16 protein-coding genes are annotated in these 18,511 nt (G+C 73.4%); 7 read left to right on the plus strand and 9 right to left on the minus strand.

The window, feature by feature from the left end; genetic code table 11:
- Positions 1-32 precede the first annotated feature (32 nt).
- Entirely contained in the window at positions 33-578 is a 546-nt protein-coding gene (locus ACQ452_RS26310) for a CGNR zinc finger domain-containing protein (RefSeq protein ID WP_433388215.1), read from the plus strand.
- A gap of 349 nt (positions 579-927) precedes the next feature.
- Here ACQ452_RS26310 and ACQ452_RS26315 read toward each other — a convergent pair whose 3' ends face one another.
- On the minus strand, positions 928-2,337 hold the full coding sequence (locus ACQ452_RS26315; protein WP_433388218.1) for a class II fumarate hydratase: 1,410 nt from the start codon (positions 2,335-2,337) through the stop codon (positions 928-930).
- A gap of 182 nt (positions 2,338-2,519) precedes the next feature.
- Here ACQ452_RS26315 and ACQ452_RS26320 point away from each other — a divergent pair, with 182 nt between their 5' ends.
- The gene (locus ACQ452_RS26320; RefSeq protein ID WP_433388220.1) at positions 2,520-4,388 is read left to right on the plus strand and encodes a hypothetical protein; all 1,869 of its coding nucleotides are present in this window, start codon (positions 2,520-2,522) and stop codon (positions 4,386-4,388) included.
- Between the two features lie 60 nt (positions 4,389-4,448).
- On the opposite strand, the gene ACQ452_RS26325 is transcribed toward ACQ452_RS26320, so the two are convergent.
- The 3 genes from ACQ452_RS26325 to ACQ452_RS26335 form a co-directional block, all read right to left on the minus strand.
- On the minus strand, positions 4,449-6,116 hold the full coding sequence (locus tag ACQ452_RS26325) for a fumarate hydratase (protein ID WP_433388222.1): 1,668 nt from the start codon (positions 6,114-6,116) through the stop codon (positions 4,449-4,451).
- A gap of 67 nt (positions 6,117-6,183) precedes the next feature.
- Complete coding sequence (locus ACQ452_RS26330) at positions 6,184-7,587, minus strand: PQQ-binding-like beta-propeller repeat protein (RefSeq protein WP_433394430.1); 1,404 nt, start codon at positions 7,585-7,587, stop codon at positions 6,184-6,186.
- Positions 7,588-7,702: 115 nt separating this feature from the next.
- Positions 7,703-8,191: an Lrp/AsnC family transcriptional regulator gene (locus ACQ452_RS26335; RefSeq protein WP_433388224.1), complete on the minus strand. Its 489-nt coding sequence runs from the start codon at positions 8,189-8,191 to the stop codon at positions 7,703-7,705.
- A 150-nt stretch (positions 8,192-8,341) separates the two neighbouring features.
- Here ACQ452_RS26335 and hppD point away from each other — a divergent pair, with 150 nt between their 5' ends.
- Genes hppD through hisC form a run of 4 tightly spaced genes read left to right on the plus strand, consistent with a single transcriptional unit; the run spans position 8,342 to position 12,474 of the window.
- Positions 8,342-9,547, plus strand: coding sequence for a 4-hydroxyphenylpyruvate dioxygenase (hppD, locus tag ACQ452_RS26340; protein ID WP_433388225.1), 1,206 nt, complete (start codon positions 8,342-8,344; stop codon positions 9,545-9,547).
- Positions 9,548-9,558: 11 nt separating this feature from the next.
- Positions 9,559-10,314 carry an RDD family protein gene (locus ACQ452_RS26345; protein ID WP_433388226.1) on the plus strand — a complete coding sequence of 252 codons (756 nt, stop codon included), beginning with the start codon at positions 9,559-9,561 and terminating at the stop codon, positions 10,312-10,314.
- A 22-nt stretch (positions 10,315-10,336) separates the two neighbouring features.
- A complete protein-coding gene (locus ACQ452_RS26350; RefSeq protein WP_433388227.1) occupies positions 10,337-11,374 on the plus strand; it encodes an RDD family protein in 1,038 nt (345 codons plus the stop codon).
- Positions 11,371-12,474, plus strand: coding sequence for a histidinol-phosphate transaminase (gene hisC / locus ACQ452_RS26355; protein ID WP_433388229.1), 1,104 nt, complete (start codon positions 11,371-11,373; stop codon positions 12,472-12,474). Before ACQ452_RS26350 ends, hisC begins: the two co-directional genes overlap by 4 nt.
- A 179-nt stretch (positions 12,475-12,653) precedes the next feature.
- Here the strand turns inward: hisC and ACQ452_RS26360 are convergent, their stop codons facing one another.
- From ACQ452_RS26360 to ACQ452_RS26380, 5 genes are all read right to left on the minus strand, one after another.
- Positions 12,654-13,907, minus strand: a complete 1,254-nt coding sequence (locus ACQ452_RS26360) for a PQQ-binding-like beta-propeller repeat protein (protein ID WP_433388231.1) — start codon at positions 13,905-13,907, stop codon at positions 12,654-12,656.
- Between the two features lie 117 nt (positions 13,908-14,024).
- Positions 14,025-14,498 carry an SRPBCC family protein gene (locus ACQ452_RS26365; RefSeq protein ID WP_433388233.1) on the minus strand — a complete coding sequence of 158 codons (474 nt, stop codon included), beginning with the start codon at positions 14,496-14,498 and terminating at the stop codon, positions 14,025-14,027.
- 102 nt (positions 14,499-14,600) lie between these two features.
- Entirely contained in the window at positions 14,601-14,810 is a 210-nt protein-coding gene (locus ACQ452_RS26370) for a DUF397 domain-containing protein (protein WP_433388234.1), read from the minus strand.
- 240 nt (positions 14,811-15,050) lie between these two features.
- A complete protein-coding gene (gene fahA, locus ACQ452_RS26375; protein WP_433388236.1) occupies positions 15,051-16,250 on the minus strand; it encodes a fumarylacetoacetase in 1,200 nt (399 codons plus the stop codon).
- A 76-nt stretch (positions 16,251-16,326) separates the two neighbouring features.
- A complete protein-coding gene (locus ACQ452_RS26380; protein WP_433388237.1) occupies positions 16,327-17,196 on the minus strand; it encodes a hypothetical protein in 870 nt (289 codons plus the stop codon).
- Between the two features lie 95 nt (positions 17,197-17,291).
- Here ACQ452_RS26380 and ACQ452_RS26385 point away from each other — a divergent pair, with 95 nt between their 5' ends.
- Positions 17,292-18,458: a homogentisate 1,2-dioxygenase gene (locus ACQ452_RS26385; RefSeq protein ID WP_433388239.1), complete on the plus strand. Its 1,167-nt coding sequence runs from the start codon at positions 17,292-17,294 to the stop codon at positions 18,456-18,458.
- The last annotated feature ends 53 nt before the right edge of the window (positions 18,459-18,511 follow it).

Consider the following 18,511-nt stretch of genomic DNA (forward strand, 5'->3'; position numbering starts at 1 on the left):
TGACGCTAGGTCGGCCTCCGACGGGAGTCAAGTTGCTTTTCACCCATGACACGGATTGCGCCCTGATCGCCGTGGCCGCGTTGGTCAACACCGACGGTCGCGACGGTGAGGGCCTGCCGGACGTCGCCGCCCTGGCAGCGTTCTTCGTCGCCCACTCCTACACCGGGCGACACGAACACACCGACGACGAACTGCGGGCGATACGCGCCCTCCGGCCCCGGCTGCGCCGGATCTGGCACGCCGACACCGAGGGGATCGTCTCCACAGTCAACGGACTGCTCCGCGACAACGACGCGTTGCCGCAGCTCATCAGGCACGACGACGAGCCGTACCACTTCCACGCCGTGCCGCGCGACGCGCCGCTGGCGACCAGGATGGCCGTCGAGGCGGCGATGGCGGTGGCGGATCTCGTCCGCGCGGGGGAGCTGGGCCGGCTGCGGATCTGCCGCCACCCGGGCTGCGAGAACGTGCTGGTCGACCTCTCGAAGAACCGGTCCCGCCGCTTCTGCGACGCGGGCTGCGGCAACCGCGCCGCGGTCGCCGCCTACCGCGCCCGCAAGGCCGCCGACCAGCGCTGACGGACGCGGAGGTCCTGTTCGCCGCCCCCCGCCGCCCCGCCGCCCCACCCCCCGCCGCCCCGGCGATCGCCGACGCGGGCCGGTCACCACGCGAGGACGACCGGAAGAACGAGCACGCCGACGGCCTCCTGCCGCTCCACGGCCAGGCACGACCGTGGCGAGTTCGCGTTCCACGGCAGGGCACGGCCGTGGCAGGGCCCTGCCGCCCGGCGCCTTTCGAGCTGATGTCGGGAACGACTCAGCCTGATGTCGTAACCGACTCAGCTCGAAAGGGCTGGAAGCACCATGCCGCGACCAGCCCGACGTGGTGCCTCCGCCTGGTCGTCACCGCGACGCCGGGCGCGGCGGCTCAGGGGTGAGTCATCCGGAGCAGGTCGAGCGCCTCGTCGAGCTGGGTCTCGGTCAGCTTGCCCGAGTCGACGTGGCCGCGGGAGATGACCACCTCCCGGATCGAGAGCTGCTTCGCCAGCGCCTCCTTGGCGATCGACGCGGCCTCGTCGTAACCGAGGTGGCGGTTGAGGGGGGTGACGATCGACGGCGAGCCCTCCGCGTACGCCAGGCAGACCTCGGCGTCCGCGACCAGGCCGACCACCAGGCGGTCGGCGAAGAGCCGGCTGGACGCGGCGAGCAGACGCACCGACTCCAGCAGGTTGCGGCCCATCACGGGGAGCATGACGTTCAGCTCGAAGTCACCCTGGGAGCCGGCGAAACCGACCGCGGCGTCGTTGCCGATGACCTGCGCGCAGACCTGGCGCATCGCCTCGGCGACCACCGGGTTGACCTTGCCCGGCATGATCGACGAGCCGGGCTGGAGATCGGGGATGCGCAGCTCGCGCAGCCCGGCACGGGGGCCGGAGCCCATCCAGCGGATGTCGTTGGCGATCTTGAAGAGACCGACCGCGACGGTACGGAGCTGCCCGGAGGTCTCCACCAACGCATCCCGGGCGCCCTGCGCCTCGAAGTGGTTGCGCGCCTCGGTCAGCGGCAGCCCCGTCGAGGCGCGCAGCTTCTCGATGACCCGCGCGGCGAAGCCGAGCGGCGTGTTGATGCCGGTGCCCACAGCGGTGCCGCCCAGCGGCAGCTCGGCCAGCCGCGGCAGCGCCCCCTCCAGCCGTTCGATGCCGTAGCGGACCTGGGCGGCGTACCCGCCGAACTCCTGCCCGAGGGTGACGGGGGTGGCGTCCATCAGGTGGGTACGCCCGGCCTTCACGACGGTCTCGAACTCCGCCGCCTTGCCCTCCAGCGCCTGCGCGAGCTGGGTCAGCGCGGGCAGCAGGTCCCGCGCGACCGCCTCGGTGGCCGCCAGGTGGATGGAGGACGGGAAGACGTCGTTGCTGGACTGCGAGGCGTTCACGTCGTCGTTCGGGTGCACGTCGCGGCCCAGCTCGCGGCCGGCCAGCGTCGCGATGACCTCGTTGGTGTTCATGTTCGACGACGTGCCGGAACCGGTCTGGAACACGTCGATCGGGAACTGGTCGTCGTAGCCGCCGTCGGCCACGTGCGCCGCCGCCGCGGCGATCGACGCGGCCACGTTCGCGTCGATCACGCCCAGCTCGCCGTTGACCTCGGCCGCCGCCCCCTTGATCTGGGCCAGCGCCCGGATCTGGGCCGGCTCGATGCCCCGGCCGGAGATCGGGAAGTTCTGCACCGCACGCTGGGTCTGCGCCCGCCACAGCGCCTCGGCGGGCACCTCCACCTCGCCCATCGAGTCGCGTTCGATCCGGTAACCCGTCGCCTCTGGAGTCGTCACGCGTACCATCCTGCCGCCTCGACGGGGGACTCGCAGGTGATCGCGCGGTCCAGCCTGGTGACCAGTGGCAGCGCTCCACTCCGCCGGCGGCGCGGCCGCGGCACCGTGCCAGCCCGGAGGTTCATCGGTCGGCCAGGCCAGCCATCTCGGCCGAAAGTCGAGCGCGCCCATTGATCCAGGAACTTAAACTCATGGAACTTCTCATCTCCTATGGAGGGTTCGTCTTGCACATCAACGGGGGCTCCACCGCCGTGCGCCTCACCCGCCGCCGGCGCGTTTCGCGCTGGCTCCTGGCCACCGGCCTCGCCGCCCTGTTCACCGCCACCAGCGCCCTGGTCATGACCGCCGCCCCGGCAAGCGCCGGGCCGAGCCGGTTCATCCTCCCGGTCAGCGGCAGTTGGACCGACGCCCGTCAGCCGTCGACCGTTTTTCCGGAGACCGACGGCACCGTGCCGGTCGGCACCTGGAATTCCGACGATGACAAGCACACCTCGCGGGCCTACTTCACCTACGACCTCACTCCGTTCCAGGGCAAGCACATCATCCGTGCTCTCGGTGTCAGCGAGGAGACGGCGGTCAACGACTGCTCGAAGCCACGCGAAATCGAGCTGTGGCGGACCGACGTACCGACCAGCGAACCGACCTGGGCGACGCCACCCACGGTTCGGGAGAAGATTGCTGACATCGCGCCGACCGCTCCCTGCCTGGGGCAGCTCGAAGTGCTGCTCACCGAGGCGGTACAGCAGTCGGTCGCAGCCGGACAGACCTCGATCACCCTCATGACGCGGATCGCCGGCGAGCACGAGACCAAGCTGCCCTACGGCCGCTGGATCAGGGAACTCGGCATCTCCATCGAGGCGAACACGCCCCCGGACGTGCCGACCAACCTGGGAATCAACGGGTTCCCCTGCACCGACGAGCTGCACGTCGGCACGACCACGCCGTACCTGATGGCGCAGGTCACCGACCCGGACGCGGGACCGCCGAACGCCGAGCCGGTGACCGCCACCTTCGCCTGGTGGCCGGTGAGCGACCCGGCCAGCCGGACCGAGTGGACATCCCCGGCCAAGGCCGCCGGGTCGCCCTTCCGGTACGACATCAGCGCCGGGCTGGTGGACGGGACGTACGCCTTCGCGGTCCGCGCGGCCGACCGGCACAACACCTCCGCCTGGTCGGCGCAGTGCCGGTTCGCCGTCGACACCACCAGCCCCGCCCAGCCCACGGTCAGCTCCACGGACTACCCGGCCGACGACGGCTGGTACGGCGGACCGGGCGTCCCGGGCCGGTTCACCTTCTCGGCCGGCGGCGACACCGACGCGGTGCGATTCCGCTACAGCCTGTCCGGCCAGCCGACGACCGACGTGGCGGCCGACGCCCCGGGCGGCTCGGCGACCGTCACCCTCACCCCCGACCGGGACGGGCCGAGGACGCTCACCGTCGAGGCGGTGGACCTCGCGGGCAACCGCTCCCCCGCCACCAGCTACGTGTTCCGGGTACGCACCACCAGCCCGACGATCACCGACGCCAACCCGACGGCCGGCTACGGCCAGCCGCGCACCCTGACGTTCGCGCCCCGGATGGAGGACGTCGTCGAGTACACCTACCGGCTCAACGACGGGCCGGAGCAGACCGTCGCCGCAGCGGCCGACGGCACCGCCACGGTCACCATCACGCCGGCGAAGCCGGGCTACAACGACGTGTACGTCGGCAGCCGGACGGCCGGTGGCCTGCCCTCCGGCGAGGCCACCTACCGGTTCCACCTGGCGACCAAGCCCACGGTCGGCTCGGTCGAGTACCCGATCAACAAGGTCCAGGGTGCGGTCGCCGGCACGCCGGGGACGTTCGTCCTCCAGGCCGGCATGCCCGGGGTGACGGAGTTCGTCTACTCCTTCGACGGCCGCCCGGCGCAGACGGTCGCGGCGGGCGCCGACGGGTCCGCGTCGGTGGGCTACACCCCGACGACCGCCGGGATCCACCGGGTGAGCGTCCACACGCGGACCGGCGACGGGACCGTCTCGGAGACCTTCAGCGGCACCTTCTACGCCAGCCGGGCGAGCTGACGTAGGGCAACGACGAGGGGGCGCCGGGCGACTGCCCGGCGCCCCCTCGCGTACCGCGGGTCAGCGGCGGCCGACCGTCAGCACCGGCTTGGTGACCTCGGCGAAGAAGTCGTTGCCCTTGTCGTCGACGACGATGAAGGCCGGGAAGTCCTCCACCTGGATCTTCCAGACCGCCTCCATGCCCAGCTCCGCGTATTCGAGGACCTCGACGTGCTTGATGCAGTCCTGCGCGAGCCGGGCCGCCGGCCCACCGATCGAGCCGAGGTAGAAGCCGCCGTGCTGCTGGCAGGAGCGGGTGACCTGGGCGGACCGGTTGCCCTTGGCGAGCATCACCTGCGAGCCGCCCGCGGCCTGGAACCTCTCCACGTACGCGTCCATGCGGCCGGCGGTGGTCGGGCCGAACGAGCCGGACGCGTAGCCCTCCGGGGTCTTGGCGGGGCCGGCGTAGTAGACCGCGTGGTCGCGCAGGTACTGCGGCATCGGCTCGCCGGCGTCCAGCCGCTCGGCGATCTTGGCGTGCGCGATGTCGCGGGCCACGACGAGCGGGCCGGTCAGCGACAGGCGGGTCTTCACCGGGTACTTCGACAGCTCGGCACGGATCTCGTCCATCGGCCGGTTGAGGTCGACGCGGACCACCTCGGACGCGTCGAGCGTCTCGTCGGTGACGTCGGGCAGGTAGCGCGCCGGGTCGGTTTCGAGACGCTCCAGCCACACGCCCGACGGGGTGATCTTGGCGACCGCCTGCCGGTCGGCCGAGCAGGAGACGGCGATCGCCACCGGGCAGGAGGCGCCGTGCCGGGGCAGCCGGACCACCCGCACGTCGTGGCAGAAGTAGCGCCCGCCGAACTGGGCGCCGATGCCGAAGTTGCGGGTCAGCTCCAGCACCTCCGCCTCCAGCTCCAGGTCCCGGAAGCCGTGCGCGCTCATCGAGCCGGAGGTGGGCAGCGCGTCGAGATACTTGGCGCTGGCGTACTTGGCGGTCTTCAGCGCGTACTCGCCGGAGGTGCCGCCGATGACGACGGCGAGGTGGTATGGCGGGCAGGCGGCCGTGCCGATCAGGCGCAGCTTCTCCTCCAGGAACTGCATCATCCGGGTGGGATTCAGCAGCGCCTTGGTCTCCTGGTAGAGGTAGGACTTGTTGGCCGACCCGCCGCCCTTGGCCATGAAGAGGAACTTGTAGGCGTCGGGTTGCCCGTCCGGGTCCTCCGCGTAGAGCTCGACCTGCGCCGGCAGGTTGCTGCCGGTGTTGCGCTCCTCCCACATGGTCAGCGGGGCGAGCTGGGAGTAGCGCAGATTGAGCCGGGTGTACGCCTGGTAGACGCCGCGCGAGACGGCCTCGGCGTCGCCGCCGTCGGTGAGCACGTGCCGGCCGCGCTTGCCCATCACGATCGCGGTGCCGGTGTCCTGGCACATCGGCAGCACGCCGCCGGCCGCGATGTTGGCGTTGCGCAGCAGGTCGAGCGCGACGAACCGGTCGTTCGGCGAGGCCGCCGGATCGTCGATGATCGACCGTAGCTGGGCCAGGTGCGCGGGGCGCAGGTAGTGCGCGATGTCGTGCATCGCCTCGGCGGTCAGCGCGGTGAGCGCGGTCGGCTCCACGGTGAGGAACCGGCGACCCCCGGGACCGTTGACGACGTCGACGCCCTCGTCGGTGACCAGCCGGTATTCCGTCTGGTCCGGGCCGGTCGGCAGCAAGGGAGCGTACGAGAACGCGGCGGCACTGCTCATGAGCGGAAAGCCTAGGGCAGAAGCGTTGATCAGTCCCACCCGCCGGGTGGGTCCTGGGACGACCCTCTCATCCGGGGCAGAGTTCCCGCTTCGGGCCGCAGCTCTCCGCCGGGCCGGGCACCCCCGTCGGGTCGCCCTGGCCGGGAACGCCACCCGGGCCGGGAACGCCACCCGGGCCGTCGTCACCGGGCGCACCCGGCGCCCCGCCGAAGCGGACGTAACCGATCTCCCGCCCCTCGCCGATGACCATGCCGGCCGGGCCGACCGCGAGGATGTTGGCGGACGTGCGCAGGCTCGCCAGTTCCCGCCCGGTACGCGGGTCCAGCGCCACCAGCCGGGACGGCTTCTCGTCGGCGATCACGGCCGCGTACGGGGTGAGTGCGGCACCGGCCTTGGCGCCGGTGGGACGGGTCCACCGCACCCGCCCGGCACTCAGCTCCCGGCCGACCACGGCACCCTTGCCGGCCGGCCGGACCAGGGCGTACCGGTCGTCGACGGCGAGCAGCCGCTCCCCGGCGGCCGTGACCACCAGCAGCCGCCCGTCGTAGCCGTCGAGGACCACCTCCCGGGCGTCCGGGGCGACCCCGATCAGCACGTTGCGCGCGCCGTGCGGGTCCTCCCGCTGTACGCAGCCGGCGTTGTCGGCGGTCCGCAGGTTGATCCCCGTGCGCCGCCACGTCTCCTGGCCGGTCGCCGGGTCCCGGCCGGAGATGGTGAAGTAGCAGGTGCCGTCCTCGGACCGGGCGGTGATCCGCAGCAGCCGGCCGCCGACCACCGACAGCCGCTCGTCCCGGCCCGGCTCCACGTCCTGGAGCACCCGTCCGGTGGCCGTGTCGAGGACGTGCACCCGGCCGTCGATGGGGAAGCCGAGCAGCGGCGGTACCGGTTCCGGGCCGGCCACCTCCTCGTCGATCCGGACTGCGTCGAGCCGGCGGGTGTCGAGCAGGCCCGGGTTGTCGCCGAGCAGCCCGCTGCGTACCCCCGGCACGAAGGCCGTCCAGAGCGGTGCGGTGCCGCGCGGGTCCCAGGCGCTCAGCGTGCAGTCGGTGGCGTCGACGCAGCGGGCGTCGACGAGCAGGTTGCGGTAGGTCCAGACGGCCACCGCGTCGCCGTTGCGCCGCCGGGTGGCCCCGGTCGCCGGGTCCAGCACCTCGTACCCCTTGACCAGCAGCTTGCCCACGACGACCACCGGGTCGCGGTCGCCGCCGGCCACCGCGGACCAGTCGGCCTTGCGCTCCCAGAGCTGGGCGCCGGTGGCGAGGCTGCGCGCCTCCACCCGGGTGCGTTGCTCGACCACCACACTGTCGCCGGCGATGGTCACGCTGCGCGGGGTGCCGCCGACGCGCTGCTGCCAGACGACGTCCGGTTCGGAGATGGGCTCGCTGCGGTCGACCCACTCCCAGACCGCGGGGAAGGGGTTCCACACCCCGGTCGCGGCGAGCGCGACGACCGCGACGAGCGCGAGCAGCAGCCCGCCCCGCCATCCTCCCGCCTTCGCCACACGCACACGGTAGCGACGAGCACCTCGCTCCCGTGGTCCCGCGCCCCCGTGTCGCCACCCTTTCTCCCGCCGCCGGTGCCCCTGCTCACCCGTCGGCGGCGGAGCGGACGAGCGGCAGGGTGCGGTAGCGGATCTGTTCGGCCAGGGCGATGATCGTCGAGGCGCGGCGGATGCCCTCGTACGAGACGATCTGGTCGATGACCCGCTGCAGGTCGGTGTTCGAGCGGGCCACGATCCGGCAGAGCAGGTCGCTGGATCCGGTGATGGTGTGCGCCTCCAGCACCTCGGGGATGGCGGCCAGGTGCGCGGCGACCAGGTCGTGCCCGTGCCGTTGGCTGATCTCCAGGGTGACGAAGCTGGTCACCCCGAACCCGATCGCCGCCGGGGAGACCTCCGGCCCGAACCCCCCGATGACGCCCCGCCCGACGAGTTTGTCCAGCCGGGCCTGCACCGTGCCCCGGGCGACGCCGAGGCGCCGGGAGCATTCCAGCACCCCGATCCGGGGTTCCTCGGTGAGCAGTTCGATCAATCGGGCGTCGAGGGCGTCCAGCCGTACACTTTGACCAGCATTCACGCGGTCCCACCCTACCAAATGTGCAACCTGACCAGGCCTGGACGCGACAGTTGCCCAGTGCACCGCCGCACCGCGATCCTCCCCTCAGCAGGACGGACAGGACCAACGGCGGCGGCCACGGGGCCGACCGGCACTTGTAGGGAGACCGCGATGACCCAGGCGATCGACCGACCCCAGGCGACCGAGGACGTGGACGTCGACGTGCTCGTCGGCGCCGTCGACCACGACATCAGCCGCGACCCGTTCCCGGTCAAGGGCCTCGACCACGTGCACTTCCTGGTGGGCAACGCCAAGCAGGCCGCGCACTACTACTCCACCGCGTTCGGCATGACCTGCGTGGCGTACCGGGGCCCGGAGCAGGGCTACCGGGACCACGCCCAGTACGTGCTGACCAGCGGCTCGGCCCGGTTCGTGCTGACCGGCGCGGTGCGCCCCGACGCCGAGGGCGCCGAGCACGTGGCGAGGCACAGCGACGGCGTCTCCGACATCGCGCTGGAGGTCCCGGACGTCGACGCCGCGTACGCGCACGCCACGGCGCAGGGCGCCACCGGCCTGCTCGATCCGCACGACGTCAGCGACGAGCACGGCACCGTCCGGCTGGCCGCCATCGCCGCGTACGGCGACACCCGGCACACCCTGGTCGACCGGTCCCGTTACACCGGCCCGTTCCTGCCCGGCTTCGTGGCGCGTGCGCCCATCGTGGACCGGCAGCCGATGATCGCCGCCGGCCTCCAGCCGAAGCGCTTCTTCCAGGCCGTCGACCACGTGGTCGGCAACGTCGAGCTCGGCCGGATGGACGAGTGGGTCGAGTTCTACAAGCGGGTCATGGGCTTCTCGAACATGGCCGAGTTCATCGGCGACGACATCGCCACCGACTACTCGGCGCTGATGAGCAAGGTCGTCGCGAACGGCACCCGCAAGGTGAAGTTCCCGCTCAACGAGCCGGCCATCGCCCGCAAGAAGTCGCAGATCGACGAGTACCTGGAGTTCTACCAGGGCCCGGGCGCCCAGCACATCGCCGTGGCCACCAACGACATCCTGGGCAGCGTCGACGCGATGCGCGCCGCGGGCGTCGAGTTCCTGGACACCCCGGACTCCTACTACGACGACCCGGAGCTGCGCGGCCGGATCGGCCAGGTGCGGGTGCCGATCGAGGAGCTGAAGGCCCGCAAGATCCTGGTGGACCGCGACGAGGACGGCTACCTGCTGCAGATCTTCACCAAGCCGGTGCAGGACCGCCCGACGGTCTTCTTCGAGCTGATCGAGCGGCACGGCTCGCTCGGCTTCGGCAAGGGCAACTTCAAGGCGCTCTTCGAGGCCATCGAGCGGGAGCAGGAAGCGCGCGGCAACCTGTAACACTGGCGAGCGTGACTCAGCCTCCGCCACACCCGACGCCGCCGGCCGGTGGGCCGCCGCCCGCCGCCGGCGGCTTCGCGCCGCCATCCGGTCCCGCCGGTCAGGGGTACGCGGTGCCGCCGCAGCACGCCCCGCCCGGCCAGCCCTCACCGCCGGGCTGGACCGGGCCGCCGCCCGGCTGGACCGGGCCGCCGGGCTGGACCGGGCCGCCGCCGGGCTGGACCGGGCCGCCCCGGCCGATCCTCGCGCCGAACGGCCAGCCGCTCGCCAGCTTCGGCGACCGCCTGCTCGCCGCGCTGATCGACGGCGCGCTGAGCGGGCTGGTGGCGATGGTCCTCTTCCTGCCGCCGTACCTGATCCTGTGGTGGGACATGGTGTCCGAACTGACCCGCGTCAACCCGGACGGCACGGCCGGGCCGCAGTCCCCCACGATGATCGGCGACTTCCTGTTGCTGATGCTCCTGCTCGCACTGGGCCTGATGGTGGCGATGCTCGGGCTCTACTGGCTCTACCACGTGGAATACATGAAGCGCACCGGGCAGACGCTCGGCAAGCGGATCATGAAGCTGCGGGTCGTACCGCTCGACCCGGCCGCCACCCTCGGCCGGGGGATGGCCGGCCGGCGGTACGCCGTGCAGCACCTCGCCGCCGGCTTCCTGCCCGGCCTCAACTACCTCGACGGGCTGTGGCAGTTGTGGGACAAGCCCTGGCAGCAGTGCCTCCACGACAAGTTCGCCGGCACCGTCGTCGTTAAGGTGGCTGCGTGAGCGAGCGCAGCGAGGCCAGGTCATGAGCGTCGAACCGGGCTGGTACGTCGACCCGGCCGATCAGGACACCCGACGCTACTGGGACGGCGGCGGCTGGATCGGTGCGCCGATTCCCGTCGACGCCACCCCACCCGACGGCCCGCCCCCGGCGGAGCCGCCCCCGGCGCCCGCCCCGGCCCCGCCCACGGCTGGGGTCGCCACCCCCGGCGCCCCCGCAGGCGGCCAGCCCTCGCCGGGCCAGCCGCACCCGGGCCAGCCGCAGCCGCACCCGGGGCATCCCTACCCCTGGCAGCCGCCGCAGGGCACCGGGCAGGGGACACCGCCGCCCGGCTGGCCGCCCAACGGCTGGCCCGGGCGCCCGCCCGAGCCTCGCCCGCACGGGCTCCCCCTGGCCGGATTCGGCGCCCGGCTGGTCGCCCGGCTGATCGACTTCGCGATCGTCTTCGCGCTGAACGCCGTGGTGAACGGCTGGTTCGTCTGGCGGCTGATCGAGGAGATGACGCCGTACTGGGGGGAGGTGTTCCGGCGGGCGTTGGCCGGCGACAGCTCCACCGAGGGGCTGCCGCAGCCCAGCGACCAGGCCGGCGGCCTACAGGTCGTCATCCTGCTGATCGCCACGGCGCTCTGGCTCGCGTACGAGGTGCCGGCGATGTCCTCCGGCGGGCAGACCTTCGGCAAGCGGCTCGTGGGCGTCAAGGTCGTGCCGACGAACGCGAACGAACCGCTCGGGTTCGGCCGCGCGCTGCGCCGGTGGAACACTCTCGGCCTGCCCACCCTGGCCTGGTACTGCTGCGGCATCGGCCTGCTGTTCCAGCTCGTCGACGCGCTCTCCCCGCTCTTCGACCACCCGCTGCGTCAGGCGTTGCACGACAAGCGGGCGCAGACGGTGGTGGTCCAGCTCCCCCGCAGCCGCCGCACCGGCCCCGCAGGGCGCAGCGCCCCGACCGACGGCGCCACCGACAGCACCACCCCGGGAGCCACCACCACCCCGAACGACAGCAGGACCCCGCGCGACAGCACCCCCGACGACCGCACCCACCCCTCGGGAGAGACCCCATGACCAGTCCCGGACGTCAGCAGCCGGCGCTTCGGCTGACCCGCGCCGACCTGGACGCGCTGCCCAACTACGTACCCGGCCGCAGCCCGGCCGACCTGGCCCGCGAGCTGGGTCTCCCCGAGGCGATCAAGCTGGCCAGCAACGAGGTGCCGTACGGGCCGCTGCCCGGCGTGGTGGAAGCCGTCGCCGGGGCCGTCGCCGGGGCGCACCGCTACCCGGACATGGGTGTGCTCGCGCTGCGCGAGGCGCTGGCCGAGCGGTACGGCGTGGACGTCGAGCGGATCGCCACGGGCTGCGGTTCGGTGGCGCTGGCCGAGCACCTCGTCCGGGCGACCTGCCTGCCCGGCGACGAGTTCCTCTACGCGTGGCGCTCCTTCGAGGCGTACCCGATCATCGCGGCGACCAGCGGCGCGACCAGCGTGCGGGTGCCCAACGACGCCGGGCACGGGCACGACCTGGCGGCGATGGCGGCGGCGGTGACCGACCGGACCCGGCTGATCGTGGTCTGCAACCCGAACAACCCCACCGGCACGTCGGTGCGCCGGGCCGAGCTGGACCGGTTCCTCGACGCGGTCGGCGAGGACGTGCTCGTGGTGATCGACGAGGCGTACCGCGAGTTCGTCACGGACCCGGAGGTCCCCGACGGCCTCACCTACCTCGACCGGCCGAACGTGGTCGTGCTGCGGACGCTCTCCAAGGCGTGGGGGCTGGCCGGCCTGCGGATCGGCTTCCTGGTCGCCCAGCCGGCGGTGGCGGCGGCCGTGCGCAAGGTCGTGACGCCGTTCTCCAGCAACATGGCCGCGCAGGCGGGCGCGCTCGCCGCGCTGGCCCAGGAGGACGAGGTACGGCGGCGGTGCGCCCTCGTGGTGGCCGAGCGTGACCGGGTGACGGAGGCGCTGCGCAAGCTCGTCGGCGACGTGCCGGACAGCCAGGCCAACTTCGTCTGGTTGCCGCTGGGCGACCGGGCGGTGGGTTTCGCCAAGGCGTGCGAGTCGCGGGGCGTGATCGTCCGACCGTTCGCGGGCGACGGGGTCCGGGTCACCATCGGCACCCCGGCCGAGAACGACGCCTTCCTGGCCGCCGCGGAGTCCGCGCTGGCCTGAGCCGGGGCCGGTCCGGTCCGCCATCCCCCTGCGGACCGGACCGGACGTCTCAGGCCGCCGGCGCCGGCTGCCGGACCCGGCGGCCGTACGCGTAGACCGCAAGCAGCACCAAGGCTGCGCACAACGCAACTATAAGTAACTTATGTCCGTTTTGCGAGCGACCGGGCTGGCCCGGCGTTTCACGTCGCGGCGAGGATCACCGGCTCCGAGGTCAGGTAGTAGCGCTGGTCGTCGCCCGCCGGGTCGACCGGCTTGCGGAGCCGCTCCACGGCCACGAACCCGCCGGCCGCGTACACCGCGCCGGGCGCCCAGCCGACCCCGTCCGAGCCCGCGTTCAGCGCGAAGAAGGACCGCTGCGCCCCCGTCGCCGGGTCCAGCGTCAGCAGGTCGTTCGTCTCCGTCAGCAGGTGCACCCGGCCGGGCTGGACGGCGAGCAGTCGCGCCCCCGGCAGGTCCGGACGGCGCCAGAGCGACGCTCCCGTACGCGCCGAGCTGCCGACCGCCACCCCGTCCACCACCGCCACGGCCGTACCGTCGACGAGTTCCGCGTCCCGCCGGTCCAGTGCCGCGGCGGCGGTCGGCTCACCCGCGCCGAGCAGCCAGCCCCGGCCCGCGTCGTCGCCCGGCACGCTCGTACGCAGGCCGGCGCATCCACTGCGGCCGGGCCCGCATCCCACCGGCGTCGCCACCAGCTCGTCGCCGGCGTCCGGTGGCCGCCAGCGGAGGCTGACCGCGCCGGTCGCGGCGTCGCGGAACTCCAGCGTCGCCGGCCCCACGCAGGAGTCCACGCTGACCACCTGCCCCGACGCGGTGCCGCCGACCGCCTCGCGGCAACCGGCGCCCACCTCGGCCCGCCACAGCTCGCGGCCGTCGGCCAGGTCCACGGCCCGCGTCCGGTCCGCCCCGACGGCCACCACCGCCTGCCGGCCGTCGGGCGCGTGGGCCACGAGGAGCCCCCGGGGATCCCAGGTGATCGCCGCGCCGGTGCGCCGGACCGTCCGCTCCCCCACCGGCGGCGGTCCGTCCGACTGCCAGGCGACCCGGCCGGTACGCGCGTCCAGGGCCACGAGCCGCCCGTCCGACCAGCGGGTGACGACCGTCGTACCGCTCGCCACCACCGCGTCGAGCGCCGCCGGCCAGCGGCGGTACGACCAGAACGGCGTCGTGCGGTGCCGGCCGTCGACGGGCCGGTCGGCGTAGACCTGGCGGTGGGCCGCGTAGACCCGCAGCCGGTCGTCCACGATCAGCGGGGCGACGGGCAGCCGGCCGACCACGCCGGGAGCGGGCGACGCGGCGGGCGGATATCCGGCCCGGGCCGGCGTGCTGACCTCGGCGGGGGCGAGCACCCGGTAGACCGTCACCGCGACGGCGGCGGTGGCGAGCAGCGCCGCGACCGCCACCGCGATCCGCCGCCGGCCGTTCGGGAACCCCATGCCACACCTCCGCCCGGCACCCTACCCAGCGCGGCCGGTCACGGCCCTGTCAGGTCACCGGCGCACCCGGTGCCGGGTGCCGCCCCGCCGGCGGCGGCACCGCGCCGGCGGTCGCCCTCAGGCCGCCTCGGCCGCGCCGGCGGTCGCCGCCGCGGCCAGGTCGGCGAGGTCCTGCCGCAACGCGCGCTCGACCGCCCGGGCCGCCAGCCCACCGAACAGCAGGGCGATCACCCGGCTGTACGCCGCGGTCGGCATCGCCTGCTGTGCGACGGTGACGGCGGTGCAACCCCGGCGACGCCGCTCGACCGGCCGCAACGTCCAGGTGATGCGGTAGTCCACCCCGGCGCCCCGCGAACCGAGCACCAGCCGTCGCGGCGGCTCGGTCTCCAGGACGACGAACTCCTCCACCAGTGCGGTGCCGTCCGGCAGGGACCTGGTCTCCCGCCAGGCGGTGCCCGGGCCGAACCGACCGTCGGTGAGCACCTGCACCGGGCCGGCGAAGCGCCGCGTCCGGGTCGTGAGGTCGGTCAGCAACCGCCACAGGTCGACGTCGTGCGCCTGCACGAACTGCGAGACCGCCACCGTCGACATGCCACCTCCCGTGGCGTCGACGGTACGCCGGGTGAGGACGCGACGGGGCCCCCGGAGCGGAAATTGCACCCCCGGGAGCCCCGACCCGCAGTGGTCGAACCGTCAGCGACCGAACTGGTCGGCCCGGATCGCGCCGACGAAGGCCATCCACCCCGGTGGGCTGACCGCCAGCGTGGGACCGGCCTGGTCCTTGGAGTCGCGCAGGCCCACCACGCCGAGGACGTCGACCAGGTTGTCGGCCACCTCCACGCAGAGTCCCTGGTCGTTGGAGCGGCTACTGGTACGCCAGACCGCGCCCGGGAATTCGTTCATCGTCTTCACCTTCCTGTCGTCGGTACGCCAACCGACGGCCGGGCCGATGAGCGGACGGCGGCGTCCGGCCGGCCCGGCGCGGCGTAGCGAGGATCCGGACGATCAACGCGCGAACGACGGCCCGTGATCGCACAGTCGGTGCGACCGCGGACCGTCGTCCGGAAGACGGCCGGCCGGTGGTGGAAGCGCTCGGCTCCCCGGGCGGGCGGCGGGCGGCGGAACCCGTGGGCGGAAGGCGGGTCAGCGCGCGGGAAGGACCGTTCCGGTCACCTCGCCCAGGGCGACGGTGGTGCCGTCCGGGCCGGGCGCGGTGGCGGTGACGGTGACGGTGTCCCCGTCCTCCAGGAAGGTGCGGGTCTCGCCGCCGGCCAACGTCACCGGTTCGGCGCCGCCCCAGGTGAGTTCCAGGAACGAGCCGACCTGCCCCCGCTCCGGCCCGGAGACGGTGCCCGAGGCGTAGAGGTCGCCGGTGCGCAGCGAGGCGCCGTTGACCGTGAGGTGGGCGAGCTGCTGGGCCGGCGTCCAGTACATGGTCGCGAAGGGCGGCTCGCTGACCAGCTCGCCGTTCCACCGCACCGACAGGCGCAGGTCGAGCCCGAGGTGCGGCACGTCGCGCAGGTAGTCGACGACCGGCGGGTCCTGGTCGCCGGCGGGGACGAAGGCGTCGCCGAGCGCGTCCAGCGGGGTCACCCAGGCCGAGACGGAGGTGGCGAAGGACTTGCCCAGGAAGGGGCCGAGCGGCTGGTATTCCCAGGCCTGGATGTCGCGGGCCGACCAGTCGTTGACCAGGACGACACCGAAGACGTGGTCGGCGAAGTCGTCGGTGCCGACGGGGTCGCCCAGGACGCTGGGCACGCCGACCACGAAGCCGACCTCGGCCTCGATGTCGAGGCGTACGGACGGGCCGGTGACCGGGCCCTGCGGGGTCGCCCGCTGCCCGCGCGGGCGCACCACGGGGGTGCCGGAGACGACCACGGTGCCGGCCCGGCCGTGGTAGCCGATCGGCAGGTGCTTCCAGTTGGGCAGCAGCGGCGGCTGCCCGGGGCGGAAGATCTGGCCCACGTTCGACGCGTGGTGCGCGGAGGAATAGAAGTCGACGTAGTCGGCGACCTCGAACGGCAGCACCATCCGCGCCTCGGCCAGCGGCACCAGCAGCGGCTCCACCACCGGCCGGTGGGCGGCGTCGGTGAGCAGCTCGGTCACCCGCTGCCGGACCGAGGTCCACTGTGGGCGGCCGAGGGCCATGAAGTCGTTGAGGGTGGGCCGGCCCAGCGTCCCGGCGGCCAGCACCAGGCCGGCCTCCTCCGCGCCGGCCAGGTCGAGCACGAAGTCGCCGACGCGTACGCCGACGCGCGGCGCTCGCCCGTCGTGGCGGAACACCCCGTACGGCAGGTTGCTCACGCCGTACGGCGAGCCGTCGGCACCCGGCACCCAGGTCATGCCGGCCCTCCGCTTCGCCCCGGGCCGCCCTGCGGCGTCACCGGCCCGCCGAGATGACTCGCTCGCTGCCGCTCGCTCATGCGTCGAAGCCCCCGTTCACCAGCCCCAGCCGGATCAGATCGGTCAGTGGTTCCAGGATGCTGCACGAGCCGAAGCCGATCCACAGCGGGCGCGGGTTGGCGAGCCCGGCCTCGGCCTGCTGCACGAGCGGGCGCGGGTCGGTGGCGGCGAGCAGTTCGGCGACCCGCGCCACCGGGGCGCCCCCGGCGGCGGCCAGCGTCGCGGCGAGCACGTTCACGAAGCCGTGGTGGGTGAAGCCGGTCTCCGGGTCCAGGTGCCGGATCGCCTGGTGCAGCCCGGCGGTCAGCTTGAACGGCAGGCCCCGGTCGCGGCAGGCGCAGATCACAGCGGCCAGCTCCGCCGGGGTGGGGAACAGCTCGGCGGCCAGCCCGCCGGTGCGGAACTTCGCGGTGACCGGCACCCCGTCGGCGCGGGCGGCGGCGAGCGCGTCCAGCACCCCCATCAGCCCGAAGGTCAGCGGCAGCTCGGCGTGGACGGCCTCGACGCCGTCCAGCTTGTCCACCAGCCGCAGCAGGCCCGTGACCCCGGGCAGCGGGTCCTCGCCCCGCTTCGCCACCGCCACCTCGACCTGGCGGGCCGTCACGCCGGCCGGGGCCAGGAACGACAGCGCGAACGGCAGGCTCTCGATCCCGGTGTCGCCGATCAGCCCGATCACGAGGCCCTCGGCGGGGTCGACGAGACCACTCAGTTCGCCCGCCGAGACGGCCGAGGCGGGGACCAGGAGCGGGCCGACCAGGCCCGCGTGCCAGGAGGCCCGGTGCCGCCGGTGCGCGGCGAGGGCGTCGGGCAGCGACGCGCTGCCGGGCGGGAAGACGGCGGCGTCGTCGACGAGGCCGTCGAGGAGCGCGGGCACCTGCGTTGACACGAGACAAGAATCTACGGGACGCTACGAGGAACGGACAACAGCGTCCGATTATCGGACGCCGGTGCATCGGTGCACGGGACGAACCGGGAGGCGAGATGCCGTACTACCGCAGCGTCGGCGAGGTGCCGCGCAAGCGCCACACCCAGTTCCGCCAGCCCGACGGCAGCCTCTACGCCGAGGAGCTGATGGGCCAGGAGGGCTTCTCCTCCGACTCCTCCCTGCTCTACCACCGGCACGCGCCGACCGCGATCGTGGCGGCCGAGGAGTTCACCCCGCCGGCGTTCACCCGGGCGCCGAACCTGCCGCTCAAGCCCCGGCACCTGCGCACCCACAAGCTCGACGGCGGCGGGGCCGACCCGGTGCTCGGTCGGCGTTACCTGCTCGCGAACGACGACGTGCGCATCGCGTACGTGCTGGCGGACCGGCCGTCCCCGCTGTTCCGCGACGCCACCGGCGACCACTGCCTGTACGTCGAGTCGGGCACCCTGCGCGTCGAGTCCACGTTCGGCGTGCTCGACGCGGTGGCCGGCGACTACGTCGTCATCCCCACCTCGACCATCCACCGGCTCGTGCCGACCGGCGACGAGCCGACGCGGCTGCTCGCCGTCGAGGCGGCCGGCCACATCGGCCCGCCCAAGCGCTACCTCTCGGTGCGGGGCCAGTTCCTGGAGCACTCCCCCTACTGCGAGCGCGACGTCCGGGGCCCCGACGCGCCGCTGCTGGTCGACGGGGAGGACGTGGAGGTGCTGGTCCGGCACCGGCGCGGCTGGACCCGCTACGTCTACGCCCACCACCCGTTCGACGTGGTCGGCTGGGACGGGCACATGTACCCGTGGGCGTTCTCCATCCACGACTTCGAGCCGATCACCGGCCGGATCCACCAGCCGCCGCCGGTGCACCAGACCTTCCAGGGTCCCAACTTCGTGATCTGCTCCTTCGTGCCCCGCAAGGTCGACTACCACCCGGACGCGATCCCGGTGCCGTACAACCACCACAACGTCGACTCCGACGAGATGCTCTTCTACACCGGCGGCAACTACGAGGCCCGCCGCGGCTCCGGCATCGAGCAGGGCTCGATCTCGCTGCACCCGTCCGGCTTCACCCACGGCCCGCAGCCGGGCGCCGCCGAGCGCTCCATCGGCGCCGACTTCTTCGACGAGCTGGCCGTCATGGTCGACACGTTCCGCCCGCTGGACCTCTGCGACGCCGCGACCGCCTGCGAGGACGACGGCTACGCCTGGACCTGGGCCCGCCGCCCCTGAGGGGCGCGTCCCGCGGGCCGGCGTGCGCGGATGAGGGGCGCGTCCCACCGGCC

It is taken from the genome of Micromonospora sp. KLBMP9576, from assembly GCF_050941805.1.
GTDB lineage: Bacteria > Actinomycetota > Actinomycetes > Mycobacteriales > Micromonosporaceae > Micromonospora.